Origin of the sequence: Pseudomonas sp. PGPR40, assembly GCF_022014505.1 — a bacterium.
GTDB lineage: Bacteria > Pseudomonadota > Gammaproteobacteria > Pseudomonadales > Pseudomonadaceae > Aquipseudomonas.
In genome coordinates this window covers 67,295-86,236 of sequence record NZ_JAKLSP010000020.1, presented here as the reverse complement: position 1 = coordinate 86,236, position 18,942 = coordinate 67,295, and the positions used below count along the sequence as shown (strand labels likewise).

22 protein-coding genes are annotated in these 18,942 nt (G+C 60.7%); 9 read left to right on the top strand and 13 right to left on the bottom strand.

Annotated elements, in window-relative coordinates:
- The first annotated feature begins 364 nt into the window (after positions 1-364).
- The 4 genes from MEB48_RS18115 to MEB48_RS18095 all read left to right on the top strand — a co-directional run bounded on the left by MEB48_RS18115 (position 365) and on the right by MEB48_RS18095 (position 5,534).
- Entirely contained in the window at positions 365-607 is a 243-nt protein-coding gene (locus MEB48_RS18115; protein WP_007894317.1) for an exodeoxyribonuclease VII small subunit, read from the top strand.
- Entirely contained in the window at positions 604-1,491 is an 888-nt protein-coding gene (gene ispA, locus MEB48_RS18110; protein WP_237885370.1) for a (2E,6E)-farnesyl diphosphate synthase, read from the top strand. The genes MEB48_RS18115 and ispA overlap by 4 nt, the downstream gene beginning before the upstream one ends.
- A gap of 91 nt (positions 1,492-1,582) precedes the next feature.
- Positions 1,583-3,481 (top strand): 1-deoxy-D-xylulose-5-phosphate synthase, encoded by a 1,899-nt coding sequence (gene dxs, locus MEB48_RS18105; RefSeq protein WP_237885369.1) that lies wholly within the window; start codon positions 1,583-1,585, stop codon positions 3,479-3,481.
- Between the two features lie 169 nt (positions 3,482-3,650).
- Positions 3,651-5,534, top strand: a complete 1,884-nt coding sequence (locus MEB48_RS18095; protein ID WP_237885368.1) for a TonB-dependent receptor domain-containing protein — start codon at positions 3,651-3,653, stop codon at positions 5,532-5,534.
- Positions 5,535-5,671: 137 nt separating this feature from the next.
- On the opposite strand, the gene MEB48_RS18090 is transcribed toward MEB48_RS18095, so the two are convergent.
- From MEB48_RS18090 to nrdR, 12 genes are all read right to left on the bottom strand, one after another.
- Positions 5,672-6,472, bottom strand: coding sequence for a cobalamin-binding protein (locus MEB48_RS18090; protein WP_237885367.1), 801 nt, complete (start codon positions 6,470-6,472; stop codon positions 5,672-5,674).
- Positions 6,472-6,891 carry an MFS transporter gene (locus MEB48_RS18085; protein ID WP_237885366.1) on the bottom strand — a complete coding sequence of 140 codons (420 nt, stop codon included), beginning with the start codon at positions 6,889-6,891 and terminating at the stop codon, positions 6,472-6,474. The genes MEB48_RS18090 and MEB48_RS18085 overlap by 1 nt, the downstream gene beginning before the upstream one ends.
- Complete coding sequence (gene ribA, locus MEB48_RS18080; protein WP_030131335.1) at positions 6,888-7,505, bottom strand: GTP cyclohydrolase II; 618 nt, start codon at positions 7,503-7,505, stop codon at positions 6,888-6,890. The genes MEB48_RS18085 and ribA overlap by 4 nt, the downstream gene beginning before the upstream one ends.
- Before the next feature lie 234 nt (positions 7,506-7,739).
- Positions 7,740-8,477 (bottom strand): substrate-binding periplasmic protein, encoded by a 738-nt coding sequence (locus MEB48_RS18075; protein WP_237885365.1) that lies wholly within the window; start codon positions 8,475-8,477, stop codon positions 7,740-7,742.
- A 23-nt stretch (positions 8,478-8,500) separates the two neighbouring features.
- Positions 8,501-9,004 (bottom strand): phosphatidylglycerophosphatase A family protein, encoded by a 504-nt coding sequence (locus MEB48_RS18070; protein WP_030131337.1) that lies wholly within the window; start codon positions 9,002-9,004, stop codon positions 8,501-8,503.
- Positions 9,001-9,966, bottom strand: a complete 966-nt coding sequence (thiL, locus tag MEB48_RS18065) for a thiamine-phosphate kinase (RefSeq protein ID WP_237885364.1) — start codon at positions 9,964-9,966, stop codon at positions 9,001-9,003. Before thiL ends, MEB48_RS18070 begins: the two co-directional genes overlap by 4 nt.
- Before the next feature lie 27 nt (positions 9,967-9,993).
- Positions 9,994-10,494, bottom strand: coding sequence for a transcription antitermination factor NusB (gene nusB, locus MEB48_RS18060; RefSeq protein WP_095054588.1), 501 nt, complete (start codon positions 10,492-10,494; stop codon positions 9,994-9,996).
- Positions 10,491-10,967: a 6,7-dimethyl-8-ribityllumazine synthase gene (gene ribH / locus MEB48_RS18055; protein WP_003228649.1), complete on the bottom strand. Its 477-nt coding sequence runs from the start codon at positions 10,965-10,967 to the stop codon at positions 10,491-10,493. The genes nusB and ribH overlap by 4 nt, the downstream gene beginning before the upstream one ends.
- A 91-nt stretch (positions 10,968-11,058) precedes the next feature.
- Positions 11,059-12,150, bottom strand: a complete 1,092-nt coding sequence (gene ribBA, locus MEB48_RS18050) for a bifunctional 3,4-dihydroxy-2-butanone-4-phosphate synthase/GTP cyclohydrolase II (protein ID WP_007906834.1) — start codon at positions 12,148-12,150, stop codon at positions 11,059-11,061.
- 16 nt (positions 12,151-12,166) lie between these two features.
- Complete coding sequence (locus tag MEB48_RS18045; protein WP_237885363.1) at positions 12,167-12,832, bottom strand: riboflavin synthase; 666 nt, start codon at positions 12,830-12,832, stop codon at positions 12,167-12,169.
- Between the two features lie 47 nt (positions 12,833-12,879).
- Positions 12,880-14,013, bottom strand: coding sequence for a bifunctional diaminohydroxyphosphoribosylaminopyrimidine deaminase/5-amino-6-(5-phosphoribosylamino)uracil reductase RibD (ribD, locus tag MEB48_RS18040; RefSeq protein WP_237885362.1), 1,134 nt, complete (start codon positions 14,011-14,013; stop codon positions 12,880-12,882).
- A complete protein-coding gene (nrdR, locus tag MEB48_RS18035; protein ID WP_007906838.1) occupies positions 14,010-14,474 on the bottom strand; it encodes a transcriptional regulator NrdR in 465 nt (154 codons plus the stop codon). Before nrdR ends, ribD begins: the two co-directional genes overlap by 4 nt.
- A 117-nt stretch (positions 14,475-14,591) precedes the next feature.
- Between nrdR and MEB48_RS18030 the strand changes: the two genes are divergently transcribed.
- The 3 genes from MEB48_RS18030 to trxA all read left to right on the top strand — a co-directional run bounded on the left by MEB48_RS18030 (position 14,592) and on the right by trxA (position 16,756).
- Positions 14,592-15,056: a YbaY family lipoprotein gene (locus MEB48_RS18030; RefSeq protein ID WP_237885361.1), complete on the top strand. Its 465-nt coding sequence runs from the start codon at positions 14,592-14,594 to the stop codon at positions 15,054-15,056.
- Positions 15,053-15,709, top strand: coding sequence for a class I SAM-dependent methyltransferase (locus MEB48_RS18025; RefSeq protein WP_237885360.1), 657 nt, complete (start codon positions 15,053-15,055; stop codon positions 15,707-15,709). The genes MEB48_RS18030 and MEB48_RS18025 overlap by 4 nt, the downstream gene beginning before the upstream one ends.
- Before the next feature lie 174 nt (positions 15,710-15,883).
- Complete coding sequence (gene trxA, locus MEB48_RS18020; protein WP_052967072.1) at positions 15,884-16,756, top strand: thioredoxin; 873 nt, start codon at positions 15,884-15,886, stop codon at positions 16,754-16,756.
- A 238-nt stretch (positions 16,757-16,994) separates the two neighbouring features.
- On the opposite strand, the gene MEB48_RS18015 is transcribed toward trxA, so the two are convergent.
- A complete protein-coding gene (locus MEB48_RS18015) occupies positions 16,995-17,339 on the bottom strand; it encodes a hypothetical protein (RefSeq protein WP_095054582.1) in 345 nt (114 codons plus the stop codon).
- Positions 17,340-17,472: 133 nt separating this feature from the next.
- Here MEB48_RS18015 and MEB48_RS18010 point away from each other — a divergent pair, with 133 nt between their 5' ends.
- Entirely contained in the window at positions 17,473-18,066 is a 594-nt protein-coding gene (locus MEB48_RS18010) for a DUF2796 domain-containing protein (RefSeq protein WP_237885359.1), read from the top strand.
- A 164-nt stretch (positions 18,067-18,230) separates the two neighbouring features.
- Positions 18,231-18,941: an ABC transporter ATP-binding protein gene (locus tag MEB48_RS18005; RefSeq protein WP_237885358.1), complete on the top strand. Its 711-nt coding sequence runs from the start codon at positions 18,231-18,233 to the stop codon at positions 18,939-18,941.
- Position 18,942 lies beyond the last annotated feature (1 nt).

Genomic DNA, 18,942 nt, shown 5'->3' with positions numbered 1-18,942 from the left:
AATAGATCAAAAAAAAGCTAACCACAAGCCGGCTTTTTAATGTCTAAAAATAAATCCTGTACAACAATTGACCTGCGGCCCATTGCAAAATGGGGTCGAATCCAGACCGCGATGTTGCGCGATTCGGTCGCAGCCGGACGTGGACGACACCTGTCGATGGCTGGCCGGGGAGCCGAATAGACGTCATATTCGGCTCACTATATGAGCCGAATAGCATTTTTAATCGGCTCATCCCAGTTCAACTATCCCGATGACTCAGCACATTAATCATGATCGAGTCGTTGGCCGAACGCCCCCTCATTTGCCCATACCCCCCCTATCTGCTAGTGTCGCGCCGGTTTAACGTCAACCGGAAATAGCCGCCATGGCCCGCAAAAAAGCTGCACTGGATTTCGAACAATCTCTCGCTGACTTGCAAACGCTGGTGGAGCGTCTGGAGAACGGCGAATTGTCGCTGGAAGACTCGCTGACTGCTTTCGAGCAGGGCATTGGTCTGACCCGCGATTGCCAGGCAGCGCTGGCTCAGGCCGAGCAGAAGGTTCAAGTGCTGCTCGAGCGTGATGGTGAGCTGGCCGAGGAACCCTTCGACGCGGATCAGCCAGAATGATTGCGGCGTATTCAGCGACCAGTCAGGGCCGCGTCAATGCGGCACTGGAAACCCTGTTCAGCCCGCCGAGTCCTGAACTCGCCCGTCTCTATGAAGCCATGCGCTACAGCGTGATGAACGGTGGCAAACGCGTGCGCCCATTGCTGGCCTACGCCGCATGCGAAGCGCTGGGCGGCAAGGCTGAGCAGGCCAACGGCGCGGCTTGTGCGGTGGAGCTGATCCACGCTTATTCGCTGGTGCACGACGATTTGCCGGCCATGGACGACGACGATCTGCGTCGCGGCCAGCCGACTACCCATAAAAAATTCGATGAAGCCTGCGCTATCCTCGCCGGTGACGGTTTGCAGAGTCTGGCCTTTAGCGCCCTGCTCGACCCGCGCCTGAGCAGTTGCGACACCGAAACCCGTCTGCAGATGGTCAGCGCCCTGGCGTTGGCGGCGGGCCCGGCGGGCATGGTCGGCGGGCAAGCCATCGATCTCGGATCGGTGGGGCTGAAGCTCGATCAAAAAGCCCTTGAATACATGCACCGGCACAAAACCGGTGCGCTGATCGAAGTCAGCGTCAAGCTCGGCGCCCTGGCCAGTGGTCATGCCGCGAAGGACGAATTGAAGTCCCTGCAGAGTTATGCACAGGCCATTGGCCTGGCATTTCAGGTCCAGGACGACATTCTTGACGTCGAAAGTGACACCGAAACCCTCGGTAAACGCCAAGGCGCCGACATTGCTCGGGACAAGCCGACCTACCCGTCCCTGCTCGGTCTCGACGCGGCCAAGGCTTATGCCCTGGAACTGCGGGACCAGGCCCTGCAGGCGCTGCGACCGTTTGACGCGGCGGCCGAGCCATTGCGCGATCTGGCCCGGTACATCGTCGATCGGCGCAGCTGAAGGCGTATCCGCCAAAAAAAACCAACGCGTGGGCAGGGGACGAAGCATCAGGTAAACTGCCGCATCTTTTATACCTATAACGATTCGCCTGATGCCCACGACGTTTCATGAGATTCCCCGTAAGCGCCCGACCACGCCCCTGCTCGACCGTGCCAACACGCCGGACGGCCTGCGCCGGTTAGGCGAAGCCGAGCTGGAAACCCTGGCTGATGAGTTGCGCCTGGAATTGCTCTACACGGTCGGTCAGACCGGTGGGCATTTCGGTGCCGGCCTGGGCGTCATCGAGCTGACCATCGCGCTGCATTACGTCTTCGACACCCCGGACGATCGTCTAGTGTGGGACGTGGGTCATCAGGCCTACCCGCACAAAATCCTCACGGGTCGTCGCGAACGCATGAACACCTTGCGCCAGAAGGACGGCGTTGCCGCCTTCCCGCGTCGTTCCGAGAGCGAGTACGACACCTTTGGCGTTGGTCACTCCAGCACGTCGATCAGCGCAGCGCTGGGCATGGCGATTGCCGCCCGCCTGCAACACAGTGATCGCAAGGCGATCGCGGTGATCGGCGACGGCGCATTGACCGCCGGCATGGCCTTCGAGGCGCTGAACCACGCGCCGGAAGTGGACGCCAACATGCTGGTGATCCTCAATGACAACGACATGTCGATCTCGCGCAACGTCGGCGGGCTGTCGAACTATCTGGCGAAAATCCTTTCCAGCCGCACTTACGCAAGCATGCGCGAAGGCAGCAAAAAGGTCCTGTCGCGCCTGCCCGGCGCCTGGGAAATCGCCCGTCGCACCGAAGAATACGCCAAAGGCATGCTGGTCCCCGGCACGCTGTTCGAAGAACTGGGCTGGAACTACATCGGTCCGATCGATGGCCACGACTTGCCAACCTTGATCGCCACGCTGCGCAACATGCGCGATCTGAAAGGCCCGCAATTCCTGCACGTGGTCACCAAGAAAGGCAAAGGCTTCGCTCCGGCGGAAGTCGACCCGATCGGTTACCACGCCATCACCAAACTCGAACCGCTGGACGCTCCGGCCGCCGCGCCGAAGAAAGCCGGCGGGCCGAAGTATTCCGGTGTGTTCGGTGAATGGCTGTGCGACATGGCCGCAGCCGATCCGCGCCTGGTGGGGATCACCCCGGCAATGAAAGAAGGCTCCGACCTGGTGGCCTTCAGCGAGCGCTTTCCGCAACGTTATTTCGACGTAGCGATTGCCGAGCAACACGCCGTGACCTTCGCCGCCGGCATGGCCTGCGAAGGCGCAAAACCGGTGGTGGCGATCTATTCGACCTTCTTGCAGCGCGCTTACGATCAGCTTGTGCATGATGTGGCGGTGCAAAACCTCGATGTGCTGTTCGCCATCGACCGCGCCGGTCTGGTGGGCGAAGACGGCCCGACACACGCGGGCAGCTTCGACCTGTCGTTCCTGCGTTGCATCCCCGGCATGCTGGTGATGACCCCGAGCGACGAAAACGAACTGCGCAAAATGCTCAGCACCGGCCATCTGTACAACGGCCCGGCAGCGGTGCGTTACCCACGTGGCACCGGCCCGAATGCGCCAATCGCGAAAGACCTCGAACCGATTGAAATCGGCAAGGGCGTGGTCCGCCGTCAGGGCGGCAAAGTCGCCCTGCTGGTGTTCGGCGTGCAACTGGCCGAGGCACTGAAAGTCGCCGAGAGGCTGGATGCGACCGTGGTCGACATGCGTTTCGTCAAACCGCTCGACGAAGCACTGGTTCGTGAAATTGCTGGCAGCCACGAACTGCTGGTGACTGTCGAAGAGAACGCAATCATGGGCGGTGCCGGTGGCGCCGTCAGCGAGTTTCTCGCCCGCGAAAACATCCTCAAGTCGGTGCTGCACCTGGGCTTGCCGGACGTTTATGTCGAGCACGCCAAGCCTGCGCAGATGCTGGCCGAATGCGGGCTGGATGAAGCAGGGATCGAAGAAGCGGTGCGCCAGCGCTTGCAACTGCTGAATATCTAATCCTCTGGCTACATGCAAACCCCCTGTGGGAGCGGGCTTGCTCGCGAATGCGGTGCATCAGTCGGCATCAATGTTGACTGACACACCGCATTCGCGAGCAAGCCCGCTCCCACAGGGGGTTTGTGCAACCTCAAAAATGTATTCGCTTTAAAGTGCCGACGGACTGTTCATGAAACTCTCCCCTTTTGCCCTGGCGCTGACCCTCCTGCCGGCCGGCCAACTCTTGGCCGATACCTTCGAACGCGACCAGGCCCTGAAACTGCCGGACGTGCTGATCAGTGCCAATCGCCAGGTCGAAGCGCGCAACGACAGCAGCGCCGCCAACACGGTGTTCACCCGCGAAGACATCGACCGTCTACAACCGAGCAGCGTCACTGACCTGCTGCGCCGCGTACCGGGCGTACAGGTCGGGCAAACCGGTGGGCGTGGCAGTCTGCCGGGGGTCTACATTCGTGGCACCAAGTCGGCGCAAAGTCTGGTGCTGGTCGACGGCCAGCGCATCGGCAACTCGACGTCTGGCGACAGCAACCTGCAACACATCAATATCGAACAGGTCGAGCGCGTAGAAGTGCTGCGTGGTTCGCGCTCAGTGATTTACGGCAGCGATGCGATTGGCGGGGTGATCCAGATCTTCACTCGCCGTGGCGACGAACAGGGTCTGCAACCTCGCATGCACGTTGGAGTCGGCAGCAACCAGACCTGGGAGCGTAGCCTCGGATTGTCCGGCGGCGACGCGCAGACCCGCTTCAATCTTGGTGCCAGCCTTGATGAAACGGCAGGCATCAATCGCACCCACAAGTCTTATTCCAGTGATGGCGATCACGATGAATATCGCAATAAATCGGTCAGCCTAAGCCTGAGTCACGCCCTCACCGACGACATCGAAGTCGGCGCCAATCTGCTGGATAACCAGGGCAAAAGCGCATTCGACAACCCCTTCGGCCGCTTCGACATGGCCACCTCCAAATCAGTCCAGCAGCAGCCCTATAGCGAGTTCTCTGTGAGCAGCGTCAGCAGTTACGTCGACGCGCGGATCAATGACCGGTGGAAAACCCGCATCGAGTTGGGCCACAGCGAAAACCGTGAGAAGACGCTCGATAAGCTCAGCGACGAGCGCAGCGTGTTCAATACCTACCGCGATTCGGTAAATTGGCAGAACGACCTGACCCTGGATGAGCGCAACAGCCTGATCCTCGGCGGCGACTGGTACGAAGACCGAATCAACAGCAGCACAGCGTTCGACGAAGACAGCCGCTGGAACCGTGCAGCGTTTATCCAGCATCGCTATCAAGCCGACAGTTTCTCTACCGAACTGGGCCTGCGTCGCGACCAGAACCAGCAGTTCGGCAGCCAGAACAGCTGGAGCGGCACGTTCACCCTGCCGCTGAACCCGGACAACGATGTGCTGTTGACCTACAGCGAAGGCTTCCGCGCGCCGACTTTCAACGACCTGTACTACCCGGATTTCAGCAACCCGGACTTGAAACCCGAGACCTCGAAAAGTTATGAGTTGCAATGGCGCAGTCAGCTGACGCAAAACAGTCGCCTGGAAGCTTCGCTGTACCGCACCGATCTGGAAGACGCGATTATTTTCGGCAGCAACAACCGACCGGCGAATGTCGCTTCGGCGCGGATCAATGGTTTTGAAGCGGCCTTGAAACAAGAGCTGTTCGGCTGGCAGAGCAACCTCGGCGTAGCGATCATCGACCCACGCGATCGCGACAGCGGCCACACCCTCGCCCGTCGTGCACGGCGGACTTTGAGCCTGGACCTCGATCGGCAGTTTGATCGGCTCGGCTTCGGCGCCAGTTGGCAAGCGGTGAGCAGCAGTTATGACGACGAGAACAACCAGCAGCCGTTGGGCGGGTATGCCTTGCTGGGGTTGCGCAGCAGTTGGGCGGTGAATCGCGAGATCAAGCTGGAATTGAAGGTCGATAATTTGCTGGACAAGGATTACAGCCGGGCGTTGTACAGCCATGACAGCAGTCAGTATGGGTATCGCGAGGAAGGCCGGGCGTGGATGTTCGGGGTGACCTGGACGCCAGAGCTCTAAGCTGAAACTTGCGGTGTTTGATCTGGCCTCTTCGCGAGCAAGCCCGCTCCCACAGTTAATCGCGTGCAGACATACATTTTGTGCATGACACAGATCAATGTGGGAGCGGGCTTGCTCGCGAAGCAGACACCTCGGTCTCAGCGGTCTGGCGCGATCACTCGGCACAACTTGGCAGTCGCTTCGATCATCTGCCCACTCGGCCGCTCCAGGCCTTTATCCATCACTAACAGCAATTGTCCCTGCACCACCGCCGCCACCTGCGGCCAGGCCTTCCACGCATCAAGCTGCGCCTGATCACTGGCCAGAATCACCTCGGGGTTACGCTGCAACACCGCCTCCACACTAATCTGCGGAGCCGGCTGCGTCAGATCGGCAAACACATTGCGCGCTCCGCAGACCTCCAGCGCATCGCTGATGATCTGCCCACCGCCCACGGTGTACAGCGGCCGATCCCAGACTTGATAAAACACCCGTAACGGTTCATCTCTTCGATAGCGCTGGCGCAGGGAATCGAGTCGTTGACGCAGATTTTCAGCCAATGAAACGCCACGCTCCGCTCTGCCCAGCTGTGTAGCGATCACTTCAATCTGGGCGGTAAGTTGTTCGAGGTTGTGAGGTTCGGCGACATAGGTAGGAATGTTCAGCCGTTTGAGCTGTTCACGCTGAGCCGGCCCCACACTGCCCGGCCAAAGCAGCAACAGATCGGGTTTGAGACTGAGCAGTCGTTCCATGTCCAACTGGCCGTAGCTGCCCACGGAAGGAATGTCTTTGAGTTCAGCGGGACGTTCACCGGCATCCAGCACACCGACCAGCAGATCAGCCGAGTTCAGTTCAACGACGATTTCAGAAAGCGACGGCGCCAGACTGACGACCCGTTCAACCGCAGCCACCGAGCCGCTGACGGCCAGCAGCAACACCGCCAGCCAGACGCTGCGCATCAGCCGAGTTGACGCGGGATACGGTAGAGGTAGAACAGCACCGTGGTCGACAGCGCCAGCAGCACCAGCGGCACAGCTTCAAGGCCAACGAATACCGCCAATGCACCAATCCAGGCGGGCAAGCCGGCAGCCAGAAACGCGGTGCGACGTTTCGCGGCCAGGGCGATCCAGGCGTCGGGTTCTTCAGGGGTGTCGAGGGCTTTCTGGGTGGCGATCAGTGCGTGCTTGTAGCCGCCAAAGAACTTCAGACTGACAAACATCGAGGCCACACCGGCGATGAACAATGGCATGGCCAGCACCGGCAGAATCGCTTCGCTCTCACCGAATACACCGTTGATCACGAACAGCGGCACCAAGGCCAGCGCCAGGTATTGCCACCAGTTAACGGAGAGTCGCCGCCGTACCTGACCGCGGGTCACGCCCGGTCAACCTCGCCCTGATGCTCGTTGCCCATCATGTGGTCGAGCTTGCTGGCCTTGGTCGCCAGATAGAGTTTGTTGTGCGGGTTATGCCCGGTGTGCAGCGGCACGCGCTCGGCAACCACGATGCCCATGTCGGTCAAGGCTTTGACCTTGCGTGGGTTGTTGGTCATCAGGCGCAGGGACTTCACGCCCAAGTGCTCCAGCATCGGCAGGCACATGGCGTAGTCGCGCTGATCGGCGGCGAAACCCAGACGTTCGTTGGCTTCAACGGTATCGGCACCGCCGTCCTGTAGTTCATAGGCGCGGATCTTGTTCAACAGGCCAATGCCACGACCTTCCTGACGCAAGTAGAGCAACACGCCACGGCCTTCACGGGCGATCGCCTGCAAGGCTGCCTCGAGTTGCGAACCGCAGTCGCAACGCTGGCTGAACAATGCATCCCCAGTCAGGCATTCAGAGTGCAACCGGCCGAGTACCGGAGCACCGTCGGCGAACTCACCCAGGCTCAGCACCACGTGCTCGCGGCCGCTTTCCTCATCGAGAAAGCCATGCATGGTGAATTGCGCAAAAGGCGTTGGCAGCTTGGAAGCGGCGACAAAAACGACAGGCACCGGTGTGCTCCTGATCTATAAGTACTGAAGATTCGCAGAGGCGGCATTGTAACAGCACGTTCCTGCAGACGCTCAGGCTGAATTATGGGGCATAACGATCAAAATGTTTGATCAAGAGGCCAAGCCAACGACCCTGTGGGAGCGGGCTTGCTCGCGAAAGCGGACTCACATTCAACATATGAGTAGCCTGATATACCGCTTTCGCGAGCAAGCCCGCTCCCACATTGACTATGTTCAGTCTGTGCGAAATGGGTACGGCTGTTTCCACTTTGCGAAAATCGGTTTCAGCTGGCCGCTTTTTACCAGCACGTCCATGCGCTGATCGAACAGCGCCATCAGTTGACGAGCCCGAGGTGTATCGGCAAAACACAGATACAGTGGCAAATCCACGATGTGCGTGCGACGAAACTGCGGCGAGGCCTTGGCTTGACTGACGATGGAGTCGACCTCATCCAGCGCGTCGATGTAATAGTCGACGCGATTATGCATCAACATCGACAGGATCCCGGTCCGTCGCGCGACTTCGTTGTAGCGCTGCACATTGGGCAGATAAGCCTGGAATTTGTAGCCGCGAACCCAAGCCAATCGATAATTGCCCAGGGTTTGCAGGGTCGGCGCCGGATTGCTGGCCAGACCCAGCGCATAGATCGGATCGGTATCGAAACTCCAGCGCGGATAAAGCACGTCGCTGACTTCATCCCGATAGGCACCGACACAAGCGTCCACTTCGCCACGCTGTGCAAGGCCCGTGGCGCGTGTATACGGTTCGATTCGAATGTCCAGCTTGACGCCCGCCGGCTCGAATACTTCGCGCAACACGTCCCAACCCAAACCATGGCCATCGGCGGCGGTAAAGTCTTTCCAGGCTTCGCTGGCCAGGCGAATTACGGACGGCGTCGTCGATGCATCCCCCGCTTGGGCGAACGAGCAAAATAGCGCGAAAACCATCAGCAGCAACCTGCGTTGCGCCATCCCCGTTTCTCTCATTTGACGCATCAGACGAAAAGCCACACCAGCCCTTGCATCGCCAACCACGCAAATACGCCCGCCAGCACATCGTCGAGCATGATCCCGACACCACCGTGCACATGCCGGTCGATCCAGTGAATCGGCCAGGGCTTGAGGATGTCGAAGAAGCGGAACATCAGGAACCCCGCCAGCAACCAATACCAGCCTTCCGGCACCAGCCACAGGGTGATCCACATCCCGACCATTTCATCCCAGACGATGCCTTCATGGTCGTGCACGCGCAAATCATCGGCGACCTTTCCGCACAGCCAGAAGCCGAACAGCATGGTGATGCCGAGCATCAGCCAGTAGCCCCAATCGGGCAGCATCTGCCATAACGGAATGAAGGGTAACGCCACTAACGAACCCCAGGTGCCCGGCGCTTTTGGCAGGGTGCCCGAGCCGAAGCCGAACGCCAGGAAATGCCACGGATTGCGCCAGACCGACGGCGGTACGAACTCCGCCGGAACCTGTTTGGGATGATCTGTCACGGTGACTCCCGAAAATGTTGATAACCCCGGATTGGCGGGGTGATGTCGTGTCCGTCGGCATCCAGCAGTGTCACGCCCTGCCCTGCAACCACCTGCCCGAGCACATGGATCGGCCAGCCGTCCGCCAGCAATGAGGGCAATTCGGCGGGCGGTAAGGTGAAGGCCAGCACGTAATCGTCACCGCCGCTCAGCGCGGCTTGCTCAGCGCCGGACTGACCGAGAAAGGCCAGCAGCGCCTTCGACAACGGCAGCTTGTTGCGCTCGACCTGAATCCCGACTTGCGACGCCAGGGCAATGTGCCCGCAGTCAGCGAGCAGGCCGTCGGAGATGTCCAGCGCCGCCGTGGCTTTGCCGCGCAATGCCAGGCCCAGACCCAGCTGCGGCTGCGGCGACCAGTAATGAGCCCGCAACGGATCGGCGATGGCCGCGTCAGCCATTCGCTGGCCGAGCACCAGCGGCAACGCCCCCGCACCGTTACCCAGCTCACCGCCCACGCAAAGCAAATCGCCCGGCTGTGCGCCGCTGCGGGTCAATGCCAGACCAGCCGGCACCCGACCGAACACGGTCATGGTCAAACTCAACGGTCCGCGGGTGGTATCGCCACCCACCAACGCCACAGCGCAATGTTGCGCCATGAGGTTCAAACCACGGGCGAAGGCTTCCAGCCAATCGGTGGTCACCGTCGGCAAAGTCAGGGCAAGAGTAAAGGCAATGGGGGTGGCGCCCATGGCGGCCAGATCACTGACAGCCACGGCCAACGAGCGCTGACCGAGCAGAAACGGGTCGCAGGGGTCTGCGAAATGCACACCGGCCACGAGGGTGTCGGTGGAAATCGCCAACTGCTCCCCGGGGGGAACAGCCAGCAAGGCGCAGTCGTCGCCGATCCCCAGAGCAACGCCTTCGCCGCCCTGCGCACAAGGCGCGGCGGCGAAGAAATTGCGGATCAGCTCAAACTCGCCCATGGCGCAGACTTGGTGTTCAAGCGCCAATCAGCGCTTGAACGCCTTCACTTCAGCTTCACGCAGACGCGGGGCCAGCTTGTCGAGCACACCGTTGACGAACTTGTGGCCGTCGGTGGAACCGAAGACCTTGGCCAGTTCGATACCTTCGTTGATCACAACGCGGTACGGCACATCAGCGCGCTCGAGCAGCTCCCAGGTGGACAGGCGCAGAACCGCCAGTTCAACCGGGTCCAGCTCTTCGATGGTCAGGTCCAGGCAAGGCTTGAGCGCGGCGTCGATCTTGTCCTTCTGCGCAGGAACACCGTGCAGGATTTCACGGAAGTAGGCGCCATCAACATCACTGAAATCGTTATCGACCCGGAACTGCGCCTCGATTTCGTTCAGCGACTGCTTGGCCATGTGCCATTGGTACAGCGCCTGAGTCGCGAGCTGACGGGCTTCGCGACGCTTGACGCTTTTCGATGGCTTGCCGGCATCCGCAGGCTTTGGATCGCGCGGGTTGAAACGATCGCTATCGTCGCTAATCACTTGGCCTCCAACTGTGCCAGCAGGCTGACCATTTCCAGAGCGGACAGGGCAGCTTCGGCACCTTTGTTACCGGCCTTGGTGCCGGAACGTTCGATGGCTTGTTCGATGGAATCAACGGTCAGTACGCCGAAAGCGACCGGTACGCCAAACTCCATGGACACCTGGGCCAGGCCCTTGGTGCATTCGCCCGCCACGTATTCGAAGTGCGGAGTACCGCCACGAATGACTGCGCCCAGGGCGATGATTGCCGCGAACTCGCCCTTCTGAGCGACTTTCTGCGCAACCAGCGGGATTTCGAAGGCGCCAGGCGCACGGATGATGGTGATGTCGCTTTCGCTCACGCCATGGCGAACCAGGGCATCAACTGCACCGCTGACCAGGCTTTCAACGACGAAACTGTTGAAACGGCCCACTACTAAAGCGTAGCGGCCTTTAGGGGCGATGAAGGTACCTTCGATGGTCTTCAGGGTCATTCGTTAGATCTCTTAAAGAGCCGGGACGCGTTTTCTACGCGTCCCTCAGTGATGTGTTAACCGCGAATACAGGCCCGCAAACTGCCGGTCATTATTCGGAGGGCACGTATTCTACAACTTCCAGATCGAAACCGGATATCGCATTAAATTTCATCGGCGCACTCATCAGGCGCATTTTGCGCACGCCCAGGTCTCGAAGGATCTGCGAACCGGCACCGACGATGCTGTAGGTGGTCGGTTTTTTCACTGCGCTGTGATCCGCGGTTTCGCGAATATGCGCCAGCAACACGTCGCCATCGAGCGGGTGACCAAGCAACAGCACCACGCCGCTGCCAGCCTCGGCAACCGCAGCCATGGCGGCGCGCAGGCTCCAGCGGCCCGGTTGCTTGACCATCAACAGGTCACGCAACGGGTCCATGTTGTGCACCCGAACCAGCGTCGGCTCTTCGGCGCACACGGTGCCCAGGGTCAGGGCCATGTGCACGTCGCCTTCTACCGAATCACGATAGGTCACCAGGTTGAACTGGCCCAATTCGCTGTCCAGTGGCTGCTCGGCAATCCGCTGAACGGTACGTTCGTGGATCATCCGGTAGTGAATCAGGTCGGCGATGGTGCCGATCTTGATGTTGTGTTCGGCGGCAAATGCTTCGAGTTCGGCGCGACGGGACATGGTGCCGTCGTCGTTCATCACTTCGCAGATCACACCGCTCGGCTCGAAACCGGCCATGCGCGCCAGGTCGCAGGCCGCTTCGGTGTGACCGGCGCGGGCCAATGTACCGCCGGCCTGGGCCATCAGCGGGAAGATATGACCGGGGCTGACAATGTCTTCAGCCTTGGCGTCTTTCGCAGCTGCAGCCTGCACGGTGCGCGCACGGTCGGCTGCGGAGATACCGGTGGTAACGCCTTCGGCGGCTTCGATGGACACGGTGAACTTGGTGCCGAAACCGGAACCGTTGCGTGGCGCCATCAACGGCAGCTTGAGCAATTCGCAGCGCTCGCGGCTCATCGGCATGCAGATCAGGCCACGGGCGTGTTTGGCCATGAAGTTGATGTGCTCAGGCTGGCAGCACTCGGCGGCCATGATCAGGTCGCCTTCGTTCTCGCGGTCTTCGTCATCCATGAGGATGACCATCTTGCCTTGGCGGATGTCTTCAACCAGTTCTTCGATGCTATTGAGCGCCACAAGGCACCCCCTTGAGTCAGGATTTGAGGTAGCCGTTGGCGGCCAGAAAGCTTTCAGTAATGGTGCTGCCGGAGGTCGGCTCTGCAGCCTTATCGCCCAACAACAAGCGCTCCAGATAACGGGCCAGCAAGTCGACTTCCAGATTCACCCGGCGACCTGGCTGGTACGACGCCATGATGGTTTCGCTCAGGGTGTGCGGAATGATCGTCAGCAAGAACTCGGCGCCATCGACCGCGTTCACCGTCAGGCTGGTACCGTCGACGGTGATCGAGCCTTTATGGGCGATGTACTTGGCCAGGTCTTTCGGGGCACGGATGCGAAATTCCACGGCGCGGGCATTTTCGGTGCGGGCAACCACTTCGCCCACACCATCGACGTGACCACTGACCAAGTGCCCGCCGAGACGGGTGGTCGGAGTCAGGGCTTTTTCCAGATTGACCGGGCTGCCGCTTTTGAGGTCATTCATGGCGGTGCAGTCGAGGGTTTCGCGACTGACGTCCGCCGCAAAGCCATTGCCCGGCAATTCAACCGCCGTCAGGCACACGCCATTGACGGCAATGCTGTCGCCCAGTTTGACGTCGCTCAGGTCGAGCTTGCCGGTTTCTACGTAAACCCGCACATCTCCACCTTTTGGGGTCAATGCGCGAATACTGCCGATGGATTCGATGATGCCGGTAAACATGGAGTCCTCCTCGAGAACAAGGCCAGCGCTAGAGCAATGGCCGGGAATTATACGCTCGCCGATGGCACAGGAATGGCAGTGACTCGCCAGTCATCGCCAACCGCACGAATATCGATGATTTTGAGCTCGGGCGCGTCTTTCATCAGCGCCAGTGGCCAGTCCAGTAGTGGTCGGGCCGATGAGCCGAGAAACTTGCCGGCGATGAAAATCTGGAATTCGTCTACCAACCCGAGTTGAGCGAAAGCACCCGCCAGCCGTGGACCGGCCTCGACCAACACTTCGTTGACCCCTCGGTTGGCGAGTTCGACCAGCAGTTGGCGCAAATCGACCTGACCATCGTAGCCCGGCACGATCAAGCATTCCGGGCCGTTGGCGTACTGTTCTTCCACCGCGACACACGTGGCGACCAGTGCCGGGCCGGCCTTGAAGAACGGTGCATCCAGCGGCACCCGCAAGCGCCCGTCGATCAGCACGCGAAGCGGCGGACGGCTCATGGCCAACGCGGTCTGCTCGGCGTCCAGACCCAACTCGTCGGCACGTACGGTCAAGCGCGCATTGTCCGCCAGTACGGTGTCGGCGCCGGTCAGCACCACGCTGGCCTCGGCGCGCAAACGCTGTACCGCCGAACGCGCCGCTGTACCTGTGATCCACTGGCTCTCGCCGCTTTCCATCGCCGTGCGACCGTCGAGGCTCATCGCCAACTTGACCCGCACGAACGGCAAGCCGTGTTCCATGCGTTTGAGGAAGCCTTGATTGAGCTTGCGCGCCTCGCCTTCCAGCACGCCGCTTTCAGTGGCGATACCGGCCTGGGCCAGGCGCTGCAGACCACGACCCGCGACTTCCGGGTTCGGGTCCTGCATTGCCGCAACGACGCGCGCCACACCGGCATTCACCAGCGCATCGGCGCAGGGCGGCGTACGGCCATGATGGCTGCAAGGCTCAAGCGTCACGTAAGCCGTGGCGCCCCGCGCCTTGTCGCCTGCGGCGCGCAGGGCGTGGACTTCGGCATGGGGCTCGCCGGTGCGCACATGCCAGCCTTCGCCGACAATCTGCCCGTCACGCACCACCACGCAGCCAACACGAGGGTTGGGATGCGTCGTGTAATGACCTTTGCGTGCCAGTTCCAGGGCTCGGGCCATGTAATGCGCGTCGAGGATGGCTTGTTCCGGGGAGTTGGTCATTCTTTCACCGGCTCACGGGCGAGGCGATCGATCTCTTCGCGGAACTCGTTGAGGTCCTGGAAGCGTCGATACACCGAAGCGAAGCGGATATAGGCGACTTCATCAAGCTTCTTCAGCTCGGCCATCACCAGTTCGCCGACCACGAGGGATTTGACCTCGCGTTCGCCGGTGGCGCGCAGTTTGTGTTTGATGTGCACCAGCGACGATTCGAGGCGCTCGACACTCACCGGGCGCTTCTCCAGTGCCCGCTGCATGCCGGCACGGAGTTTTTCTTCGTCGAACGGCTGGCGACTACCGTCGGTTTTGATCAGGCGCGGCAACACCAGTTCAGCGGTTTCGAACGTCGTGAAACGTTCGCCGCAGGCCAGGCATTCACGCCGGCGGCGCACCTGTTCGCCCTCGGCGACCAGACGCGAGTCGATGACCTTGGTGTCGTTGGCACCGCAGAAGGGACAGTGCATGGTGGCAGGCAACAAAAAATGGGAGGGCCATGGTAGCGCATCCCCGTGGCAAGACAAGCCATAGGGTTTGCGGTATACAGACTGGCTGTATATGGATCTCATTTGCTGGAGCCACCAATGCCGTTACGACCGCTCGTTTTGCTCAGTCTTTTCAGCCTGCTAGTGGCCTGCAGCAGCGATGCGCCCAAGCCTCAGCCGCCAACGCCCGGCCCTGCACCGCAACAGGCGCAGAAGAAAGCCAAGGCGTCGGCCGAGCTCGGTCCGCTGCCGGCTTATCAGCGTGAATTGAGCGGCACCCTCCAAGGCGTGCCGGCTGGCGCCGAGGTGGAATTGGCGCTGCTGGTGATCGACGACAAGGATCGCCCACAACAATTGCTGGCCAGTGCCAACCTGATCGGCACCAATCAGCTGTTGCCGTTTCGTCTGCGCTTCAGTCCCGAATCCTTTCCGACCGGTGCCCGCGTTGAACTTCGCGGCCGCGCCAGCCAGTCCGGGCAGTTGATTCTGCATCTGCCGGCGCAAATGATCACACAGCCAACCACCCAGGCATTGGGTCAGCTGCAATTCGTCAAAGCACCATGATTGCACCGCTCGACCTGCAACAGGCGTTAGGTGAACTGCTCGGCGATGCACAGCTTGTAGCCTGTGAGTTACCGGGCACCGAGCTGAAACTCTGGCTGATCGACGGCGATAACATGGACCGCGCCTTCAGCCCGGAAGAAACCCGACGGATTCTCCATGAGCCGCCGTACTGGAGTTTCTGCTGGGCCAGTGGGCTGGCCGTGGCGCGTTATCTCGCCGAGTACCCGCAATGGGTCGAAGGTAAACGGGTGCTGGATTTCGGCGCCGGTTCCGGGGTGGCGGGGATTGCGGCGGTGAAAGCCGGGGCGCTGGAAGTGGTGGCCTGTGACCTGGACCCGCTGGCGATTGCCGCGTGTCGGGCGAATGCCGAACTCAATGGCGTGCAACTCAGCTACTCGACGGACTTTTTCGCCGAAGACGATCGGTTTGATCTGATTCTGGTGGCCGATGTGTTGTACGACCGGGCGAATCTGCCGTTGCTCGACGAGTTTCTCAGCCGTGGCCGGGAAGCGTTGGTGGCGGATTCTCGCGTGAGGGATTTTCGCCATCCGATGTATCGGCGCATCGAAATGCTTGAAGCGATGACCTTGCCAGACCTGGCCGAACCTGAAGAGTTTCGGCATGTGAGTCTTTACCACGCCACCCGAGCTTGATCGTTCCCACGCTCTGCGTGGGAATGCAGCCCGGGACGCTCCGCGTCCCAAAGCGGACGCAGAGCGTCCATTGAGGCATTCCCACGCAGAGCGTGGGAACGATCGGCGTTACGACTTTCAGCCACCCCCACCAAGCCTTATAGTGACCACATTCACGCTTTTACGAGATCCCCCATGAGTCAGGAAACGCCGTACATTTTCGACGCCACGACTGCCGATTTCGACCAGTCGGTGATCGAGAACTCTTTTCACAAACCGGTACTGGTGGATTTCTGGGCCGAGTGGTGTGCGCCGTGCAAGGCCTTGATGCCAATGCTGCAAACCATTGCCGAGAGCTATCAGGGCGAGTTGCTGCTGGCCAAGGTCAATTGCGACATCGAGCAGGACATCGTCGCGCGTTTCGGCATTCGCAGCCTGCCGACGGTGGTGCTGTTCAAGGACGGTCAGCCGGTGGACGGTTTTGCCGGTGCGCAACCGGAATCGGCTGTGCGCACGATGCTCGAACCCCACGTGCAAATGCCGCCGCCCGCTGCGGCCGACCCGTTCGAACAGGCTCAGGCGCTGTTCGATGACGGCCGTTTCGCCGATGCCGAAGCCACGCTCAAAGTGCTGCTGGCTGAAGACAATACCAACGCCAAGGCACTGATTCTCTACGCCCGCTGCCTCACCGAGCGCGGCGAGTTGGGTGAAGCGCAAATTGTGCTCGACGCGGTCAAGACCGATGAGCACAAAGCTGCGTTGGCCGGCGCCAAGGCGCAGATCCAGTTCCTCGGTCAGGCCAGGGATTTGCCGGATGCGGCAGACCTGAAAGCACGTCTGGCGAAAAATCCGCAGGACGATGAAGCGGTCTATCAACTGGCGATCCAGCAACTGGCTCGTCAGCAATACGACGCGGCACTGGATGCCTTGCTGAAACTGTTCATCCGCAATCGCAGCTACAGCGAAGGCTTGCCGCACAAGACCTTGCTGCAAGTGTTCGAACTGCTGGGCAACGATCACCCGCTGGTGACCACGTACCGTCGTAAGTTGTTCGCTGCGCTGTATTAAGTGGATCGGGTCATGTGAACCCGATCCCGTAGGAACCCGGCTTGCCGGCGAAGGCGTTTTCATCGGCGCTGCATGACGTGAGGCCGCCTTCGCTGGCAAGCCAGCTCCTACAGATGCCGTGAACGACGCGAACCCCGTAGGAGCCCGGCTTGCCGGCGAAGGCGTTTTCATCGGCGCTGCATGACGTGAGGCTGCCTTCGCTGGCAAGCCAGCTCCTACTTGCGGTTCAAGACACTATTTACGCCTTGCGCCAGCTGTACAGCGGCGTATCCCCGCCGCTCACGACTTTGACATCTGCGCAGTGACGCAAGCGCACCAACAAGCGCTTGCCCGCCGCTGCGCTGCCGGTCAGCCCTTCCAGCTGCTCCAGCAGATCCGGCCCGCTCAATTGCCCGGCCTTGCGCAGCAACTCTTGGGCGATCTGCCACAGCGCATCGTCCTGATTCACCGGTTTGGCCGGCGCAACACTCGCCTCGGGTTTTGCTGCCTGCAACTGCGCACCGAGCTGTGCCCAGTCACCCTCATCCAGCTCCAGGGTCAAATCCACTGGCCAGTCGCCAATGCTTCCGCGTATTCGCAACATAAGTCTGCTCCTGCACATACCTGACTCGCATGCTCCCATGGGCCTTGCGTAACGCCAAGCAGACGGTCAAACTCTCGGCGCTTTCGTTATAAGATTACATAACAAACTCTTCACTTTACCTCGGAGACCCGCCATGCGCCGTCTGCTGCTCGCTTTGCCGTTTGCCTTGTTGCCGCTGGCTGTCGCCCATGCGGCTGTCGAACATGATCACGATCATGATGAGCATGGCAGCCTCAGCGCTCACGAACATGGTGTCAGTCGCCTGAACGCGGCGCTGGATGGCCAGACGCTGGAGCTGGAGCTGGAAAGCCCGGCGATGAACCTGGTGGGTTTCGAACACGCCGCCACCACCGCCGCCGACAAGGCCAAGGTCGCTGCCGTCCGTGCGCAATTGGAAAAACCGCTGGGGCTGTTCAATCTTCCGAAAGCCGCCGGTTGCGTGATCGCGACTCAGGAACTGGAAAGCCCGCTGTTCGGAGACAAGCCGGATGCCGACGATCATGACGAAGAAGACGCCAAGGACGGTCATAAGCATGAACTTGACCACAGCGAAATCCACGCCCATTACCAATTCAGCTGCTCGGCCCCGGGCGCGCTGAAGACCCTGGACCTGGCGACTGTCTTCAACACATTCCCGGCCACCCAGAAGATTCAGGTACAACTGATCAGCCCGGGTGGACAGCAAGGGGTTGAAGTGACGGCCAAGGCTGCCGCACTCAAGTACTGATCCACCGCAAACCCTGTAGGAGCGAGGCTTGCCCGCGAAGAGGCCGTCACATTCAACTGAGATGTCGGCTGTCAGAACGCTTTCGCGGGCAAGCCTCGCTCCTACAGGGCTTGGGGTTGAATGTGAAGTTGAGACAAGTACCCAAAACCCATGAAATCGGCGCTATGAACCAAGCACTCATCGAACTGTCCGACCTGGGCTTCAGCTGGCCCGGTCATCCGCCGCTGCTGGACATCCCGGCGTTTCGCCTTATGCCGGGTGAAACCCTGTTCCTCAAAGGCCCCAGCGGCAGCGGCAAGACCACTCTGCTCGGCCTGCTCGGTGGCGTGCAAAAGCCTGATCGCGGCAGTATTCGATTGCTCGGCCAGGAGCTGACCGAACTCTCCGCCGGTGCTCGCGACCACTTCCGTGTCGATCACACCGGCTACATCTTCCAGCAGTTCAACTTGCTGCCGTTCCTCTCGGTGCGCGAGAACGTCGAGTTGCCCTGCCACTTCTCCAGACTGCGCGCAGAACGGGCGAAACAGCGCCACGGCAGCGTCGATCAGGCGGCAGCCACCCTGCTTGCCCACCTGGGTTTGACCGATCAAAACCTGCTCGGTCGCCGCGCCGATTCGCTGTCCATCGGCCAGCAGCAACGCGTCGCCGCCGCGCGCGCGTTGATTGGTCAGCCAGAACTGGTAATCGCCGACGAACCGACCTCGGCGCTGGATTACGACGCCCGCGAAAACTTCATTCGCCTGCTGTTCGCCGAATGCCGCGAAGCCGGGTCGAGCCTGTTGTTCGTCAGCCATGACCAGAGCCTTGCGCCGCTGTTCGATCGCCACCTGTCGCTGGCCGATCTCAATCGCGCCGCCACCCCGTCCGAGGTCTGAG